The 16010-nt window shown below is 40.2% G+C and carries 8 protein-coding genes; all 8 read left to right on the forward strand.

What is annotated here, in order from left to right; translation table 11 throughout:
* The first annotated feature begins 64 nt into the window (after nucleotides 1–64).
* The 8 genes from GKD17_RS08800 (at nucleotide 65) to GKD17_RS08835 (ending at nucleotide 15940) form a co-directional block, all read left to right on the forward strand.
* Nucleotides 65–949, forward strand: coding sequence for a sugar phosphate isomerase/epimerase family protein (locus GKD17_RS08800; protein WP_032936718.1), 885 nt, complete (start codon nucleotides 65–67; stop codon nucleotides 947–949).
* A gap of 29 nt (nucleotides 950–978) precedes the next feature.
* Nucleotides 979–4296, forward strand: a complete 3318-nt coding sequence (locus GKD17_RS08805) for a SusC/RagA family TonB-linked outer membrane protein (protein WP_007838437.1) — start codon at nucleotides 979–981, stop codon at nucleotides 4294–4296.
* A gap of 8 nt (nucleotides 4297–4304) precedes the next feature.
* Nucleotides 4305–6326, forward strand: a complete 2022-nt coding sequence (locus GKD17_RS08810) for a RagB/SusD family nutrient uptake outer membrane protein (RefSeq protein ID WP_007838438.1) — start codon at nucleotides 4305–4307, stop codon at nucleotides 6324–6326.
* A gap of 157 nt (nucleotides 6327–6483) precedes the next feature.
* Nucleotides 6484–8178 carry a S8 family peptidase gene (locus GKD17_RS08815; RefSeq protein WP_007838439.1) on the forward strand — a complete coding sequence of 565 codons (1695 nt, stop codon included), beginning with the start codon at nucleotides 6484–6486 and terminating at the stop codon, nucleotides 8176–8178.
* 365 nt (nucleotides 8179–8543) lie between these two features.
* Nucleotides 8544–10277 carry a thrombospondin type 3 repeat-containing protein gene (locus GKD17_RS08820; RefSeq protein ID WP_007838440.1) on the forward strand — a complete coding sequence of 578 codons (1734 nt, stop codon included), beginning with the start codon at nucleotides 8544–8546 and terminating at the stop codon, nucleotides 10275–10277.
* Nucleotides 10278–10301: 24 nt separating this feature from the next.
* Nucleotides 10302–10970 (forward strand): DUF3826 domain-containing protein, encoded by a 669-nt coding sequence (locus tag GKD17_RS08825; protein ID WP_007838441.1) that lies wholly within the window; start codon nucleotides 10302–10304, stop codon nucleotides 10968–10970.
* Nucleotides 10971–11169: 199 nt separating this feature from the next.
* Nucleotides 11170–12852, forward strand: a complete 1683-nt coding sequence (locus tag GKD17_RS08830; protein ID WP_007838442.1) for a hypothetical protein — start codon at nucleotides 11170–11172, stop codon at nucleotides 12850–12852.
* 1 nt (nucleotide 12853) lies between these two features.
* Complete coding sequence (locus tag GKD17_RS08835) at nucleotides 12854–15940, forward strand: DUF6298 domain-containing protein (RefSeq protein WP_007838444.1); 3087 nt, start codon at nucleotides 12854–12856, stop codon at nucleotides 15938–15940.
* Nucleotides 15941–16010: the final 70 nt, after the last annotated feature.

A 16010-nucleotide genomic window follows, 5' to 3' on the forward strand; every position in this document is an offset into this window, starting at 1 on the left:
TAAGATTTAGTGATTACATACTTTTTTGTGATTCGTCTTAATTCTAAACAATAACTAGATTATGATGAATGTGAAAAAAATTATCAGTTTAATTATGCTCCTGTTTATGTTACTGCCTTTGGGAGCACAGAATTCAGAGGGAAAACAACGCTATAAAATAGCTGCGTGTGACTGGATGATGCTAAAACGCCAGAAGATCGGTTCTTTTCAATTAATGAAGGAACTAGGAGGTGATGGCATAGAAATGGACATGGGAGGCTTGGGAAAACGGGATACTTTTGATAATAAGTTCCACCAACCCCATTTCTGTAAATTATTTAAAGAAACAGCACAGGAACAACATATTGAAGTCCCTTCTGTGGCGATGTCCGGATTCTTTGGACAATCTTTCTTGACTCATCATAATTATAAAGCTTTAGTGCAGGATTGTTTGAATACGATGAAGGTGATGGGGGCCCAAGTAGCTTTCCTTCCGTTAGGTGGTATAAAAGAGGACTGGACAGTAGCGGGTGATGCACGTCAGGAGTTGGTAAGCCGTTTGCACGAAGTGGGAGAAATGGCAGTGAAAGATGGAGTAGTGATAGGTATCCGTACTTCTTTGGACGCTGGAGAGGATATAAAACTGTTGAAAGAAATTAATTCGAAAGGTATAAAGATTTATTATAGTTTTCAAAATGCGTTGGAAAATGGACGCGACCTCTGTAAAGAGTTGAAAAAACTGGGAAAGGATCGGATTTGTCAGATACATTGTACGGATACAGACGGGGTTACTCTTCCTTATAATACCCGTCTGGATATGAATGCCGTAAAGCATACCCTTGATAAGATGGGGTGGAGCGGATGGCTGGTCATTGAACGGTCACGGAATAAGGATGAAGTCCGGAATGTAAAGAAAAACTTCGGGACGAATGTCGCTTATCTGAAACAGATATTTCAACAAGAAAAATAAGATAATATTTTAATTTTAAAAAAGATTCTATGGAGAATGAAAATGCATTTCTTCAGAAGCTGGACAAGATTGGCAACTTGACACAAGTGGTCTGTCTCAGTCTGTTTCTGACAGGAGTTTCTGTTCAGGGAGTATCCGCTGAGACAGGATTCCCTATATCCCAGTCGGTGCAACAGACTAAAACTGTCACCGGACAGGTGGTTGATGAAACTGGTGAACCGGTGATTGGTGCCAGTGTGGTGGTGGAAGGAACTACAAACGGTACCATTACTGATTTTGACGGAAAATTTGCTTTGCAAGTCCCTTCGGGCAAGAAGGTTGTCATTTCATTTGTGGGGTATGTGCCGCAAACGATTGCTCCGAAACAAGGAAAAGACTTTAGAGTGGTGCTGAAGGAAGATTCCAAAATTCTGGATGAGGTGGTCATTGTTGGTTACGGTACTCAAAAGGCTAAAAATGTTACTGGTGCAATCTCTACTGTAAATCCAAAAGAAATAGAAGATTTGCCAGTAGGAAATTTGGGAGCGGCTTTACAAGGCATGGTGACAGGTTTGAGTGTTAGTGGTGGCCAGACTCGTCCTGGTGCTGCTGCTAGTTTATCGATTCGTCAGCCAATGACTTTGTCTAAAGATGGTGGAGATACAAATCCTATTTATGTTGTTGATGATTTTATTGTGGATGCAACAACATTTAATAACTTGGATCCTAGTGAGGTGGAAAATATATCAGTATTGAAAGATGCTGCAGCTTCTGTTTATGGTGCTCGTGGTGGACAAGGTGCCATATTGGTGAAAACCAAGCGTGGCAAAGAAGGTGATCCTCGTATATCCTATAGTGGGCAATTTGGCTATAATGATGAAATAGCTCGTCCCAAAATGATGGATTCATATCATTATGGATTGTTCTATAATGCTATTGCTGCTGCTAATGGCAATGATGAGATAAAAAATCATAAAACAGACCTTTTCCAAGCTGACGAGTTAGAAGCGATGCGTAATATAAATTATGATTGGTTGGATGATGCTTGGAAAGGTGCTTTTAGTATGAAGCATAATCTTAATTTAAGTGGTGGAACACAAAAAGCAACTTATTTTGCTGGTGTTTCATATTATACTCAAAGTGGTAATTTGGGAACCTTGGACTATGAACGTTGGAATTATCGTGCTGGTGTGGATGTTAAACTGGCATCTCATTTTAAAGTAGGTTTGCAAGCTTCGGGAGATTATGGAAAAAATGAAAAGACCTTTAATAAGGTCGGAGGGGAAAACGATGAAAATGACTATAATACATTATTATTGACACCTCGCTATATTCCGGCATATATAGATGGCTTGCCGTTATTACGTTATGGATTTTCCAACAGTCAGCAAAATAACATCCAGCAATATAATTATTATGCATTAGAAGAGTTAGGTAATATATCAAAGAATGATCCTCAAAATATGCGTTTGAATGCTTCTGTGGAATATGACTTTGACTGGAATAAAACACTGAAAGGACTTAAACTGAAAATGTCTTATTCTAAAAGTATAAGTACAGATAAAAATAGTCGTGTCGGTTCCAAATATACTGCTTATTCTTTCAAAACACGTGGGGGATCAGGTAATCACTTATATATAGGTGATGATTTGACTAATGAATCTAATTTGCAAGAAACAACAGTTAAAAATGGAAATCAGATTTGGAGGACCATGAATCGTACGGATAGCTACCAGTTGAACTTTGTTGCAAACTATAATCGTACTTTTGGCAAACATACGATAGGAGCTTTGTTTTCTGTTGAACGCTCAGAAAGGAATTATGAGTATGTACGCTATTATAGGGAAGATCCGTTAGAAGTAAATAATGGTGAATGGAATACGGCAACAGGCAAAATGGATGGATTGACAGAACGTTCTGAGTCTGGATTGTTGTCTTATATTGGGCGTGTGAACTATTCATATAATGATCGTTATATGATGGAATTCCTTGTTCGTTCAGATGCCTCTACTAAATTTGCACCTAGTAATTACTGGGGGGTATTCCCTTCTTTATCATTGGGTTGGGTGGTATCTGAAGAAAATTGGTTTAAAGAAAAAATACAATGGCTTGAATATTTGAAAGTCAGAGGTTCGGTAGGTATGCTAGGTAAGGATAACACTAAAGCATGGTTGTGGCGTCAGAATTACTCATATCAGGCAAATAAAGGAGCTGTTTTTGGTACAAATGAGCAAAACCCTGTAGGTATGGGATTGAAAATGGGTGCGGCTCCTAATGCTGATGTTCATTGGGATAAAAGTTATAAATTCAATTTCGGTATTGATACTAGATTTTTGAATGGTAGATTGTCATTTGGTTTAGATGCGTATTTGGATAAGAATACAGAAATGTTAGTTCAAAGAGACGGATTGGTTCCTGTGACCATTGGTGGCGCATTGGCAGCTGAAAATTATGATGCCATAGATGCTTATGGCGTGGAACTTTCTTTTGGATGGAGAGATAGAGTAGGTGATATTAACTATTTTGTAAAATTGAATACAGCATTTACAGGTACTAAATACCGTAAACACGATTGGCCGGATATTATAGGTCTGGGTGATATATATAAAGGTGGTCCGACTGATATGGGTAAGTGGGGATACGATTGTATAGGTATGTTCCGTACCCAACAAGAGATTGATGAGTTTGTGACAAAAAATAATGTCACAAAATATATGGGACTGAATCCTGAACAAATAAAGCCCGGTATGTTGATTTATCGTGATGTTAGAGGTAAACAGAATCCTGATGGAAGTTGGGAGGCAGCTGATGGTATTATTGATTCAAACGATAGAATACGTTTGAGTAAGAAAAATAGTAATCCTTATGGATTTAGCTTAAACTTTGGTGGTGACTGGAAAGGTTTAAGTTTAAGTGCACAACTTAGTGCCTCGTGGGGTGGATGGGCTGAAATACCGTCTGCTGCAAGAGATATGAGTACTAAGAAACTGAATTATATAAATGCTCCTGTATTTTGGAATGATGTGTTTGTTCCGGAAGATGTAGTTGATGATCAAGGTAATATTGTTGCATATCAGAATCTTGATGCCAAATATCCTAATATGGGCTTTTCTGTGAATAATGAAACTTCTAATTTTTGGAGGGTCAATTCATTACGTATGACTTTAAAGACATTGACGATAGGGTATAAATTACCATCCGATTGGGTGAAGAAGATAAATATTGAGGGATGCCGTTTTACTTTGACTGGTACTAATTTATTAAGTTTCTTTAATCCGTATCCGGAGAATTTTTGTGATCCGTTGAGTGTGTATGGGGCTTATCCTACTTTGAGAAATGTTTCGTTAGGTGTTAATATTTCATTCTGATTAAAAATATGAAAAAGATATTGAGATATGCTTTTTTTGCAATGGCATTGGCTGCTATGACTTCATGTAGTGACCAGTTTCTGCAAGATAAAAAAGATTATAATGGTTTTAATGAAGAAATCTATGATGATATAGCATTAGCTACTGGAAAAGTTGATTTTGTTTATGGTCTTTGTTTGCCAACAACTGCATCGGGAGTTGGTCATTCTAACCCTTGTACAGGACGTGCCGATGCTTTTTCTCAATCGACAGAAGAATACGCAGGTTCTACTACTTTTACTCAGTTGGCTGAAATTTTGAGTTCGAATGTTCCTGACTATTTTTATAATAAAAATACGGATGGACCATGGTCACGTATACGTGAATGTAATATTTTTCTAGATAATATTGACAAAGGGGCATTAGGAGAGGCAGATAGAAACAAGTTGAAAGGACAGATTTATTTTTGGCGGGCTTGGATTTATACTCGGTTGGTTATGATGTATGGTGGAGTTCCTATTGTAACTACGGCTCAAAATGCTATTTTAGGTGATGGATCTTCTAAAGATGAACTGGAAGTGCAGCGTAGTTCAACGGCTGATTGTATTGATTTCATTTGCGAAGATTTGGATAAGGCCATAGCCATGTTACCAGGAAAATGGGACAATAGTAATTGGGGACGTATCACTTCAGGTGCGGCAGCAGCGTTAAAGGGACGTTTATTATTAGCCTATGCTAGCCCACTATTCAATCGCAATGATGATCAGGTAAGATGGCAGGCTGCTTATGATGCTAATAAAGCTGCTTATGATTTGTTAATCCAGAATGGATTTGGATTGGCTGATGGAAAAGGCAACCGTGCTGAAAACTGGGAAAAAATGTTCTGCCAGATTCAAAGTAGTGAGGCGGTAATGGTCACTTTGTTCAATACTTTGACTAATGATTATAAAAAGAACAATAGTTGGGAGCAGATGGCTCGTCCTAAAGAGCTCTTAGGAGGTGGTGGAATGGCCGCTACAGCTGAAATGGTTGATTTGTTTCCAATGGCAGATGGTAAGAAACCGGGGGAAAGTGTATTTGAATATGATGAACTGAAATTCTATAAGAACAGGGATCCTCGTTTTTACCGTACGTTTGCTTTTAATGGAGTAGTTTGGCCTTATAAGATGGACAATGGTTATACATTGTGGAATTATCAATGGTATAAAGATGAAGATTCTTTTGAAAGTGGGAAACCTGGTAATTCTGCTCAATATTCAGGGGATGTCAATTCTGGTATATTTGTGCGTAAACGTACAAATCCTGAGGCACAATGGGATAATGCAAATAAATTCAATTTAAGTGCTACTCCATATATGGAAATTCGTTTTGCCGAGGTCGTTTTGAATTTAGCCGAATCGGCTTGTGGTATTGGTAAGAAAGATGATGCTGTTGAATTGTTGAAGGATATTCGTGAAAGAGTAGGTTATACAGGTGATTGTGGATTGGCGGTTGCTGAGTTAAAAGCAGATCGTGATAAGTTGTTTTCTGCTATATTGTATGAGCGTCAGATAGAATTGGCTTATGAAGGAAAACGCTTTGATGATATGCGTCGTTGGATGTTGTGGAATGATGATTTTGGAACATGTACCCGACTAGGCGTGGAGCCTCTGAATGGAAAACGTCGTCATGGCATGTTCTTAGCGGTGAAGCCATCTGTGTATACCGAAACAAAAGCAGGACAGGATTATGATGTTTTTAATCCTGATAGTAAAGCTTATGACGCTTCAAAGGTTACTCGTGCTGGTATCGGTTTGGATCCTAGTTCTTCAGATGAGGAATTTATGTTGCAAATTGAAAAATTGGATAAATTCTATGACACAAATTTGGTACGGCATGAAAATGATCAGATAGATGGTACTTCTACACCACGTTTTGAAATTACTTTTTTGAATAAATATTATTTTATAGGTCTGAAAGAAAGTGTAATGAAACAATCTCCTTATTTATATCAGAATATGAATTGGGAGGATTATTATGGTAGTGAAGGAACATTTGATCCTTTGAAGTAAAAAGAAAAAATGAATGAAAGTGGTTAGAAATAGGCGAATGTTTCTTTCCGATATTTTATTCGGATTTTGAGAATTATTGGTGTCCACAGAGCTTCTTTGTTGATAATGAAATAGTATAGCTCTGTGGATACTGATTATTAAACAATAAATTAATATTATGAAAAAAAATAAAGAATGGATTTTCTTTGCTTTGGTTAGTTTGTTTTCATTCTCGTCTTGTATTCAAGATGAGATATTGCAAAGTGAGGAGCAAGAAGAAAAGTATATAAGGATAAATGTACCCAAATTAGAAAAAGGAACAGTTTCTGATTTAGCCATTGGCTCTCGAAGTATTCTATACAATGATCCAGGTTTTTCCCAACAATGGGGGTTGTCAAATTCTAATAATATTGACGTTAATGCTTTAAAAGCATGGGATTGGGCAGATGGTAAAAAAATAAAAGTAGCCATTATAGACACAGGAGTTGATAAAACGCATCCGGATTTAAGTAATAATATATCATCGTTAAGTTATGATGCGATGACTGGTACTTCACCTAGTAGAATTTATGATAAGCATGGGACGTGTTGTGCTGGAGTTATAGGTGCTGTACGTAATAATGGAATAGGTATTGTTGGAATAGCACCTAACGTTGAAATAATGCCTATTAGTTTAGACCTTGACGGGAGTGTGAAATACTCTCAAATGGTGAATGCTATAAATTGGGCGTGGCAAAATGGAGCAGATGTGATTAATATGTCTTTGACATGTGATCCTGATGATAAAATGACTGATGCAATAAAAAATGCTTTGACAAAAGGACGAAATGGGAAAGGGTGTGTTGTTGTTGCCGCTAGTGGTAATCAAGGACAATCTAGTGTGGGATATCCTGCAAATATTGAAGGGGTAATAGCTGTTGGATCTATTGACAGAAATGGTGTGCATGCTTCCGATGCAAATTATGGAAAAAATCTGGATTTTGTTGCGCCGGGAGTAAATGTATTGACAACAATATTAAATGGGGAATATGATGTTTTGAGTGGAACTTCTTTGGCTGCACCTATGATTTCAGGTATTGCGGCATTATTACTATCTTTAGATCCTGAAGCTACAGTCTCTAAAGTGTATTGGAATATGGTTAATGCTTGTAGGGAATTACCCCAAAATACTCATGATAAAATAGGACATGGCTTGGTTGATGCTTATTTGGCTTTGATGATGAATAAGCTTAGTGAAGTTAAAGAAGAAATTTACGGAAGTCATTTTAAGGATTCTTGTCCCATTTCTTATAGTGTTCCTGAACCATTTGATATGGAATGGGTAGTTACATCAAATTATGTCGAACCATCTTTAAGTGATGAGGATACTACAGTAACTAAGGTTGTTAGGACTTATAAAGGACAGCATATTGAAATTCTTAATACTAAGAAAGGTGCAGGAATAAGATATGATGTGGAAGGATATGTTGTAGATAAGTTTGGTCAAACATTGAAAACGCTTAAGACTTACTTTACTAGTGGACCTCCTAGTCCGATGACTGGAACATTACAATGGCAAGCGTCTTCAACTATAGGGGATCATTATATTGATTGGGAAACTGGAGGAAATTTTGATAGTCAATATCCTACTTATGATATGAATTACTCTTATGAGCCATTTGTAAACAGATATGATAATATTGAAAATAATCCTCAGTATGCTGTAAGAATAGAAGAAAAGTCTTTTGCGGAAATTGAAGATTTCAAGGTGGATTGTTCTTGTTATAGGATTAATTTTAGGAGAGCTTCTGGGTTTATGACGGATACTTTTATATGGATAACTACAGATGAGGGAGAAGGACGTCCATTTCGTATTCAGGTTTTTGTTGAATAATAAATATCTTTAAAATAAAGATGTCAAATACATTAGAATTGTAATATTCTTATTACTCTTTATCGAAAAGTGTTAACGTGTGTGCGTTTCGTACAATTGTGATATATGAGTCAATATAGGTAGGGAGCAACTTGTAGCAAATTTCTCTGAATTTTGTAACAAGACTCAAAGAAACTTCTCATAAGTTTTTTCGCATATTTCTGAATACGTTTTAGAAGCGCGAATAAGAAGAGAGAAAATGTGAACTTTTTTGAGTACATATCCCCGAAGGGCACGTCTTGAAAAAGATAATTGTTAAGAAAAAGAGAACGGAATATAAATTCCAACTTACTTATAGCACAGATATAATTTTTTAAGAATAAAGTATGAAAAGAAAATTGTTTTTAGGACTGTGTATGGCTACTTTTATTGTTCCTGTAGCAAGAGCTCAGTATCCCCAGTTGACTGAGGAGGCGAAGCAAGCCTACCAGAAAATGATGAGTGAAGAACGTCGCCGCTCTGACGAAGCCTGGGCAAAAGCATTGCCTGTTGTACAGAAAGAAGCGAGAGAAGGTCGTCCGTATATTTCGTGGGCTTCCCGTCCATACGATTTGCCGCAGGCACGAATTCCTGCTTTCCCCGGTGCTGAAGGAGGAGGTATGTACAGTTTCGGCGGTCGTGGCGGTAAGGTGATTACCGTGACTAATTTGAATGATCGTGGTCCCGGTTCTTTCCGTGAGGCTTGTGAGACAGGTGGAGCACGTATCATTGTCTTCAATGTTTCAGGTATTATTAAATTGGAATCTCCCATTATCGTCCGGGCTCCATACGTCACTATTGCAGGACAGACAGCTCCGGGTGACGGGGTATGTATTGCCGGAGAGTCTTTTTGGGTAGACACGCATGATGTAGTGGTACGCCACATGCGTTTCCGCCGTGGCGAAACAAAAGTCTGGCATCGTGACGATTCTTTCGGAGGCAACCCGATTGGAAATATCATGATTGACCATTGCTCTTGTACTTGGGGATTGGATGAGAACATCTCTTTCTATCGCCATATGTACGATCCCAGCGAAGGACAATATGAATCAAAAGATCTGAAACTGCCTACCGTAAATGTTACCATACAGAATACTATCTCGGCAAAAGCACTGGATACTTACAATCATGCATTCGGCAGCACTTTAGGGGGTGAGAATTGTGCATTTATGCGTAACCTGTGGGCAAGTAATTCGGGACGTAATCCTTCCATCGGTTGGAATGGTGTTTTCAATTTTGTAAACAATGTAGTGTTCAACTGGGTACATCGTTCTTCGGACGGTGGCGATTATACTGCTATGTTCAATATGATCAACAACTATTATAAACCGGGACCGGCCACTCCGAAAGATACTCCTGTGGGGCATCGCATCCTGAAACCCGAAGCAGGACGAAGCAAATTGGATCATAAAGTATATGGCCGTGTTTATGCCGATGGCAATATTATGGAAGGTTATCCTGCCATTACAGAAGATAACTGGGCAGGTGGTATCCAGATTGAAACTCAGCCGAATACAGAGGGATATACGGAGAATATGCGTAGCAACCGTCCTTTTGAAATGCCATACATCCGCATTACTTCTGCACATGATGCATACGATTTTGTACTGAAAAATGCAGGTGCCAACATTCCTTGCCGTGACATCGTGGATGAGCGTATTATAGAGGAAGTGAGAACAGGTATTCCATATTATGATAAAAAGATGGCCAAAGATGCTAACGGTGATTTGACCGGACTGGCTCCTAAATCAATGGGAGAAGACGGACAGTTTAAATATCGCCGCTTGCCGAAAGATTCTTATAAGCAAGGTATCATTACCGATATCCGCCAGATGGGTGGTTATCCGGAATACAAAGGAACTCCGTATGTGGATACAGATGGTGACGGCATGCCCGATGAATGGGAAAAGGCAAATGGCTTGAATCCTAATGATCCTTCGGATGCTAATAAGGACTGTACCGGTGACGGCTATACAAATATTGAGAAATATATTAATGGTATCAGCACTAGAAATTGTATTGACTGGTCTGATTTGAGAAACAATTATGATACATTGGCTTCTAAAGGAAAGTTGATGTAATAAACGGAGGAAAGAAGACAGGATATGATACAAAAGTTAGGTATAATGTTTCTGTTGCTCATGGCGGTAGTCATTACCGCCGGAGCAGTGGATTTGGACCGTGAAGGCCGCGATCCGGCTTACGTGGAATCTATTGTGAAACGTTCGCAGAAGATTGTAGATAAACTGGAATTGACAGATACCGTTGCCGCCCGTGAAGTGACAACTATCATAGCCAACCGTTATTTTAAACTGAATGACATATACGAAACGCGCGATACCAAAGTGAAGCTGGCAAAAGAAACCCTGACGGGCGATGCGAAACAAGAAGCCGTTAAAGCTGCCGAAGCTGAAAAGGATGCGGCACTTTACCGCACTCATTTCGCTTTCCCGGCCGATCTTTCGCTTTATTTGGATGCCAAGCAGATAGATGCAGTGAAAGATGGCATGACTTATGGTGTGGTAATGGTAACTTATAAAGCTACGGTTGACATGATTCCTACCTTGAAAGAAGAAGAGAAAGCGCAGATTATGGCATGGCTTGTTGAAGCCCGTGAATTTGCCATGGATGCTGAAAATTCAAATAAGAAACATGCTGCTTTCGGTAAATACAAAGGCCGGATTAATAATTACCTCTCTAAGCGGGGATATGATTTAGTGAAAGAACGTAAGGCTTGGTATGAACGTATCAAGGCACGTGGAGGAAAGATATAAATTAATGTTTATTGAAAAGCAGAAAAAGGAGCTTGCCCGGTAAAACGGTGTCAAGCTCTTTTTTATGTGTGGATAGAGAGTACAACAAGCTTTCTGTTCCGTCTTTGATATAGAAATATTCGCAATGTGTGTTTGAATCATGTTAAAAGCAGAGTATTATGTTATGAAGTTATAGAAAAAATAATAATTTAGCAACCAAATGAATCAACTAAAGAAACTATTTGCAGTGGCAGCATTGACTGCATGTGTGTTGCCTGTGGCGGCACAGTATCCTGTAATTCCTGATTCGGTAAAAATCAGAGGAGAACAACAACAAAAGGAAATAGACCGGAAATCGGATGAGGCATGGGCGAAAGCATTACCTGTAGTAATGTCTGAGGCTACTCAAGGACGTCCTTATAAACCATGGGCATCCAAACCTGAGGATTTAATAAAGAGCAACATACCTGCCTTTCCCGGGGCAGAAGGGGGAGGGGCCTATACTCCCGGTGGACGTGGAGGAAAAGTAATTGTGGTCAATTCGCTGGCTGACAGTGGGCCCGGAACGTTGCGTGAGGCATGTGAGACCGGTGGTGCGCGTATTGTTGTGTTCAATGTTTCGGGTGTTATCCGGCTGAAAACCCCTATAAACGTCCGTGCTCCGTATATCACTATTGCAGGTCAGACAGCTCCGGGGGATGGAGTTTGTGTAACAGGGGCTTCTTTCTTGCTTGATACGCATGATATTATTATCCGCCATATGCGTTTCCGTCGGGGGGCGCAGGATGTGTTCTTCCGGGATGATGCTTTGGGAGGTAACTGTGTGGGTAATGTTATTATCGATCATTGCTCCGGCAGCTGGGGGCTGGATGAGAATATGTCTCTTTATCGCCATGTATACCATCGTGATTCCACAGGACATGGTTTGAAGCTTCCTACTGTCAACATAACTATTCAGAACTCTATTTTCTCGGAAGCTTTGGATTGTTACAATCATGCTTTCGGGGCGACTATAGGTGGGCATAACAGTATGTTTTGCCGTAACTTGTTCGCATCCAATATCAGCCGTAACTGTTCCATTGGCATGAATGAGGATTTTAATCTGGTAAACAATGTGACTTTTAATTGGTGGAACCGTTCTGTTGACGGAGGAGATGAAACCAGCCGTTTGAATATTATTAATAATTATTTTAAACCGGGTCCTATCACTCCGAAAGATAAGCCGATTGCCTACCGGATTGTGAAACCCGAATCGAGCCGTGACAAGAAGAAACCGGATACTTTTGGTAAAGCGTATGTTGCCGGAAATGTAGTGGAAGGCAATGCGCGTGTGACAAAGAATAATTGGGATGGCGGCGTGCAGGTATACGATATGCCGGACGCAGGGAAGTTTACAGATCAAATTCGTGTAAACGAGCCTTTCTCAATGCCCCATGTGACTATTATGGATGCCAAAACTGCCTATAATTATGTATTGGAAAATGCCGGGGCTACTTTCCCTAAAAGAGATGCGGTGGATACCCGTGTGATAAAGACGGTGAAGACAGGGAAAGCTATTTATGTGAAAGACGCTCCTGAATTCGTTAGTCCTTATGTGAAAAGACGTCTTCCTGTTGATTCTTATAAACAAGGTATCATTACAGATCCTCGTCAGGTGGGTGGTTTGCCCGAATATAAAGGTACTCCTGTGGTTGATACGGATGGTGATGGTATGCCGGATGCCTGGGAGGTGAGATACGGACTCAATCCTAATGATCCGGGTGATGCGGTGAAAGATTGTAATGGTGACGGGTATACTAACATTGAAAAATACATTAATGGCATAGATCCTGCAAAGAAAGTGGATTGGACGGAAGTAAAGAACAATCACGATACTTTGGCAAAACGTAAAAGCTTGATGTAAAATGAATTATAAGTTATTATTATTGGGATTTTTAAGTTTGGGGTTTGCGCGGATTTCTGCGCAAACCTTTCCTTTACAGGTGAAGGACGAAAAACTGACTTATGTGACTGATGAACGTGGAAACCGTATTCTAGATTATTCTTCTTGCGGTTACCATAATTCGGAACAGCCTATACCTGATGTGGCGAATGCCGTTTTTGTTTCATGGCAGCCTGGAGATAATTCCTCTCGTATCCAGCGTGCCATTGACTATGTATCTTCATTGGCTTTGGATAAAAATGGTTTTCGTGGGGCTGTTTTGTTGGATAAAGGAACTTTTGAATTGAATGAGAGCTTGCGTATCTCTGTGTCGGGAGTCGTGCTGCGCGGCAGTGACAGGGAACAGACCGTATTGTTGAAAAAGGGAGTGGACAGAGGGGCTTTGCTTTATATTGAAGGACGGAATGATTTGGCTGTTACGGATACCTTGGATGTACTGACATCATACGTTCCTGTAAATACTTGTACTTTTCAGGTAACCAATAATGTACAGCTGGTTTCCGGAGAGCGGGTCCGGATTGTCCGCCCCTCTACGAAAGAATGGATTGCTTCTGTCGGTTGTGATATTTTTGGCGGAGGTATTTCTGCTTTGGGCTGGAAAGAAGGAGAGATGGATTTGGTTTGGGATAGGTCAGTAAGTAAGGCGGATGGAAACCAATTGACTTTGGATGCTCCTTTGACAATGGCTTTGGATAATAAATGGGGAACTGTCAAAGTGTTACGTTATAGTTGGCCGGGCAGAATCGCAGAAGCAGGTTTGGAGAATCTGACATTGGCTTCTGACTATAATAAGAAGTATCCTAAAGATGAGGATCATTGCTGGACGGGGGTATCTATAGAAAATGCCGAAAACTGTTGGGTACGCAGGGTAAATTTTAAGCACTTTGCAGGAAGTGCTGTGATTATACAGCGTACCGGTTCTAAAACAACTGTAGAAGATTGTGTATCCACAGAACCTGTTTCAGAGATAGGTGGAATGCGTCGCAGTACATTTTATACTATGGGGCAGCAGACACTTTTTCAGCGTTGTTATTCTAAACAGGGTATTCATGATTTCTCAGCCGGATTTTGTGCGGCAGGTCCGAATGCTTTTGTACAGTGTGATTCGGAAGAGTCGTTAGGATTCAGCGGTTCTATTGATTCCTGGGCCTGTGGATTATTATTTGATGTGGTAAACATTGATGGCCATGATTTGGTATTTAAGAATTTGGGACAGGATAAAAATGGTGCCGGTTGGAATACAGGCAACAGTCTTTTCTGGCAATGTACAGCTGCCGGGATAGAGTGTTATTCACCGGCAAGAGATGCGGTAAACCGTGCATACGGTTGTTGGGCGCAATTCTCGGGTGACGGCCAATGGGCGGAATCAAATAATCACGTACATCCCCGCAGCTTGTTTTATGCACAGTTGGCGGCACGTTTGAATAAAGATTGTTCTGACCAGGCACGTATTCTTCCCAGGGCTACCAACGCAACCAGCAGTCCTACCGTAGAAGCGGCAATGGAGATGGCAAAGGAAGCTTATACTCCCCGTCTTACTATGCAAAAATGGATTGAGGAAGCACCCTATACAGCCTGTGTGTCTTCCGGGAAGCTGAAATCTTTAGAACATTTAAAGTTTAATACACCTATATATAAGGACAAAAAGGATCATCTGTTTGCCATTATTAATGGGCGTATGCAGGTGGATGGCCGGTTACTGGTAGGCGGCAGACAGGAGGTTCCTTGGTGGAATGGGAAACTGAGGACCAGCTTCTTGTCTAAAGCCAAGCCACATGTTACCCGTTTCGTGCCGGGACGCGAAGGACTTGGGCTGACAGATAGAATTGATTCTACGGTGAATTATATGGTGAAGAATCAGATTTTGGTTTTAGATCATAATTACGGTTTGTGGTATGAGCGTCGTCGTGACGATCATGAGCGCGTCCGTCGTCGTGATGGAGATGTGTGGGGACCATTCTACGAACAACCGTTTGCCCGCAGTGGAAAAGGTACTGCTTGGGAAGGATTGAGCAAGTATGATTTGAACCGTCCCAATGCATGGTATTGGAACCGGTTGAAGCAGTTTGCCGAAAAAGGGGCGGAAAAAGGTCTTTTGCTTTTCCATGAGAATTACTTCCAGCATAATATCTTGGAAGCGGGAGCACATTGGGTAGACTGTCCTTGGCGGTCGGCCAATAATATCAATCAGACCGATATGCCTGAACCTGTTCCTTTTGCCGGTGACAAACGTATCTTTGTAGCGGATATGTTTTATGATATCAGTCATCCTGTACGTCGTGAGCTTCATAGAAAGTATATTCGCCAATGCTTGGATAATTTTGCCGATGATGCAAATGTGGTACAACTGATCAGTGCGGAGTTTACCGGTCCGTTGCATTTTGTACAATTCTGGCTGGATGTGATAGGAGAGTGGGAGAAAGAAACCGGTAAGAAAGCAACTGTGGCGTTAAGTGCGACAAAGGATGTTCAAGATGCCATTCTGAATGATACGCAGCGTGCGAAATTAGTTGACATTATTGATATTCGTTACTGGCACTATAAAGTGGATGGTCTTTATGCTCCCGAAGGTGGAAAGAACTTGGCTCCCCGTCAGCATGCCCGTAAAATGAAAGTAGGTAAGGTTACTTTTGATGAAGCTTATCGGGCGGTGAGTGAATATCGTAAGAAGTTCCCGGAAAAAGCGGTTACTTACTATGCGCAGAATTATCCGGATATGGCTTGGGCTGTCTTCATGGCAAGTGGGTCTTGCCCGGTTGTTCCAGTTGCTGATGAAAGCTTTTTAACTGATGCGGCTGCTATGGATATGGAGGATACTGGTACAAATAAGTATCAGAAATTGGTAAAATCTGGTATTGGAAGTATCATTTATTCCCATTCTGCAACAGATATTCCTGTTCATTTATCACCTGGAAAATACATATTGAAGTCTGTTGATCCGAAGACCGGAGCAATAACAGTGATTGCTAAACGGTTGAATATTAAAGATGTATATATGCTTAAAGCAGAAAAAAACAAAGATTGTATTTATTGGTTTCATAGAATTTAGTACATGGAAGGAGAACCGGATTTATTTTGGTTCTCCTTTTTAATGAAAATCTGTAATATTTAGCATATAT

The sequence above is a fragment of the Phocaeicola dorei genome, assembly GCF_013009555.1.
GTDB lineage: Bacteria > Bacteroidota > Bacteroidia > Bacteroidales > Bacteroidaceae > Phocaeicola > Phocaeicola dorei.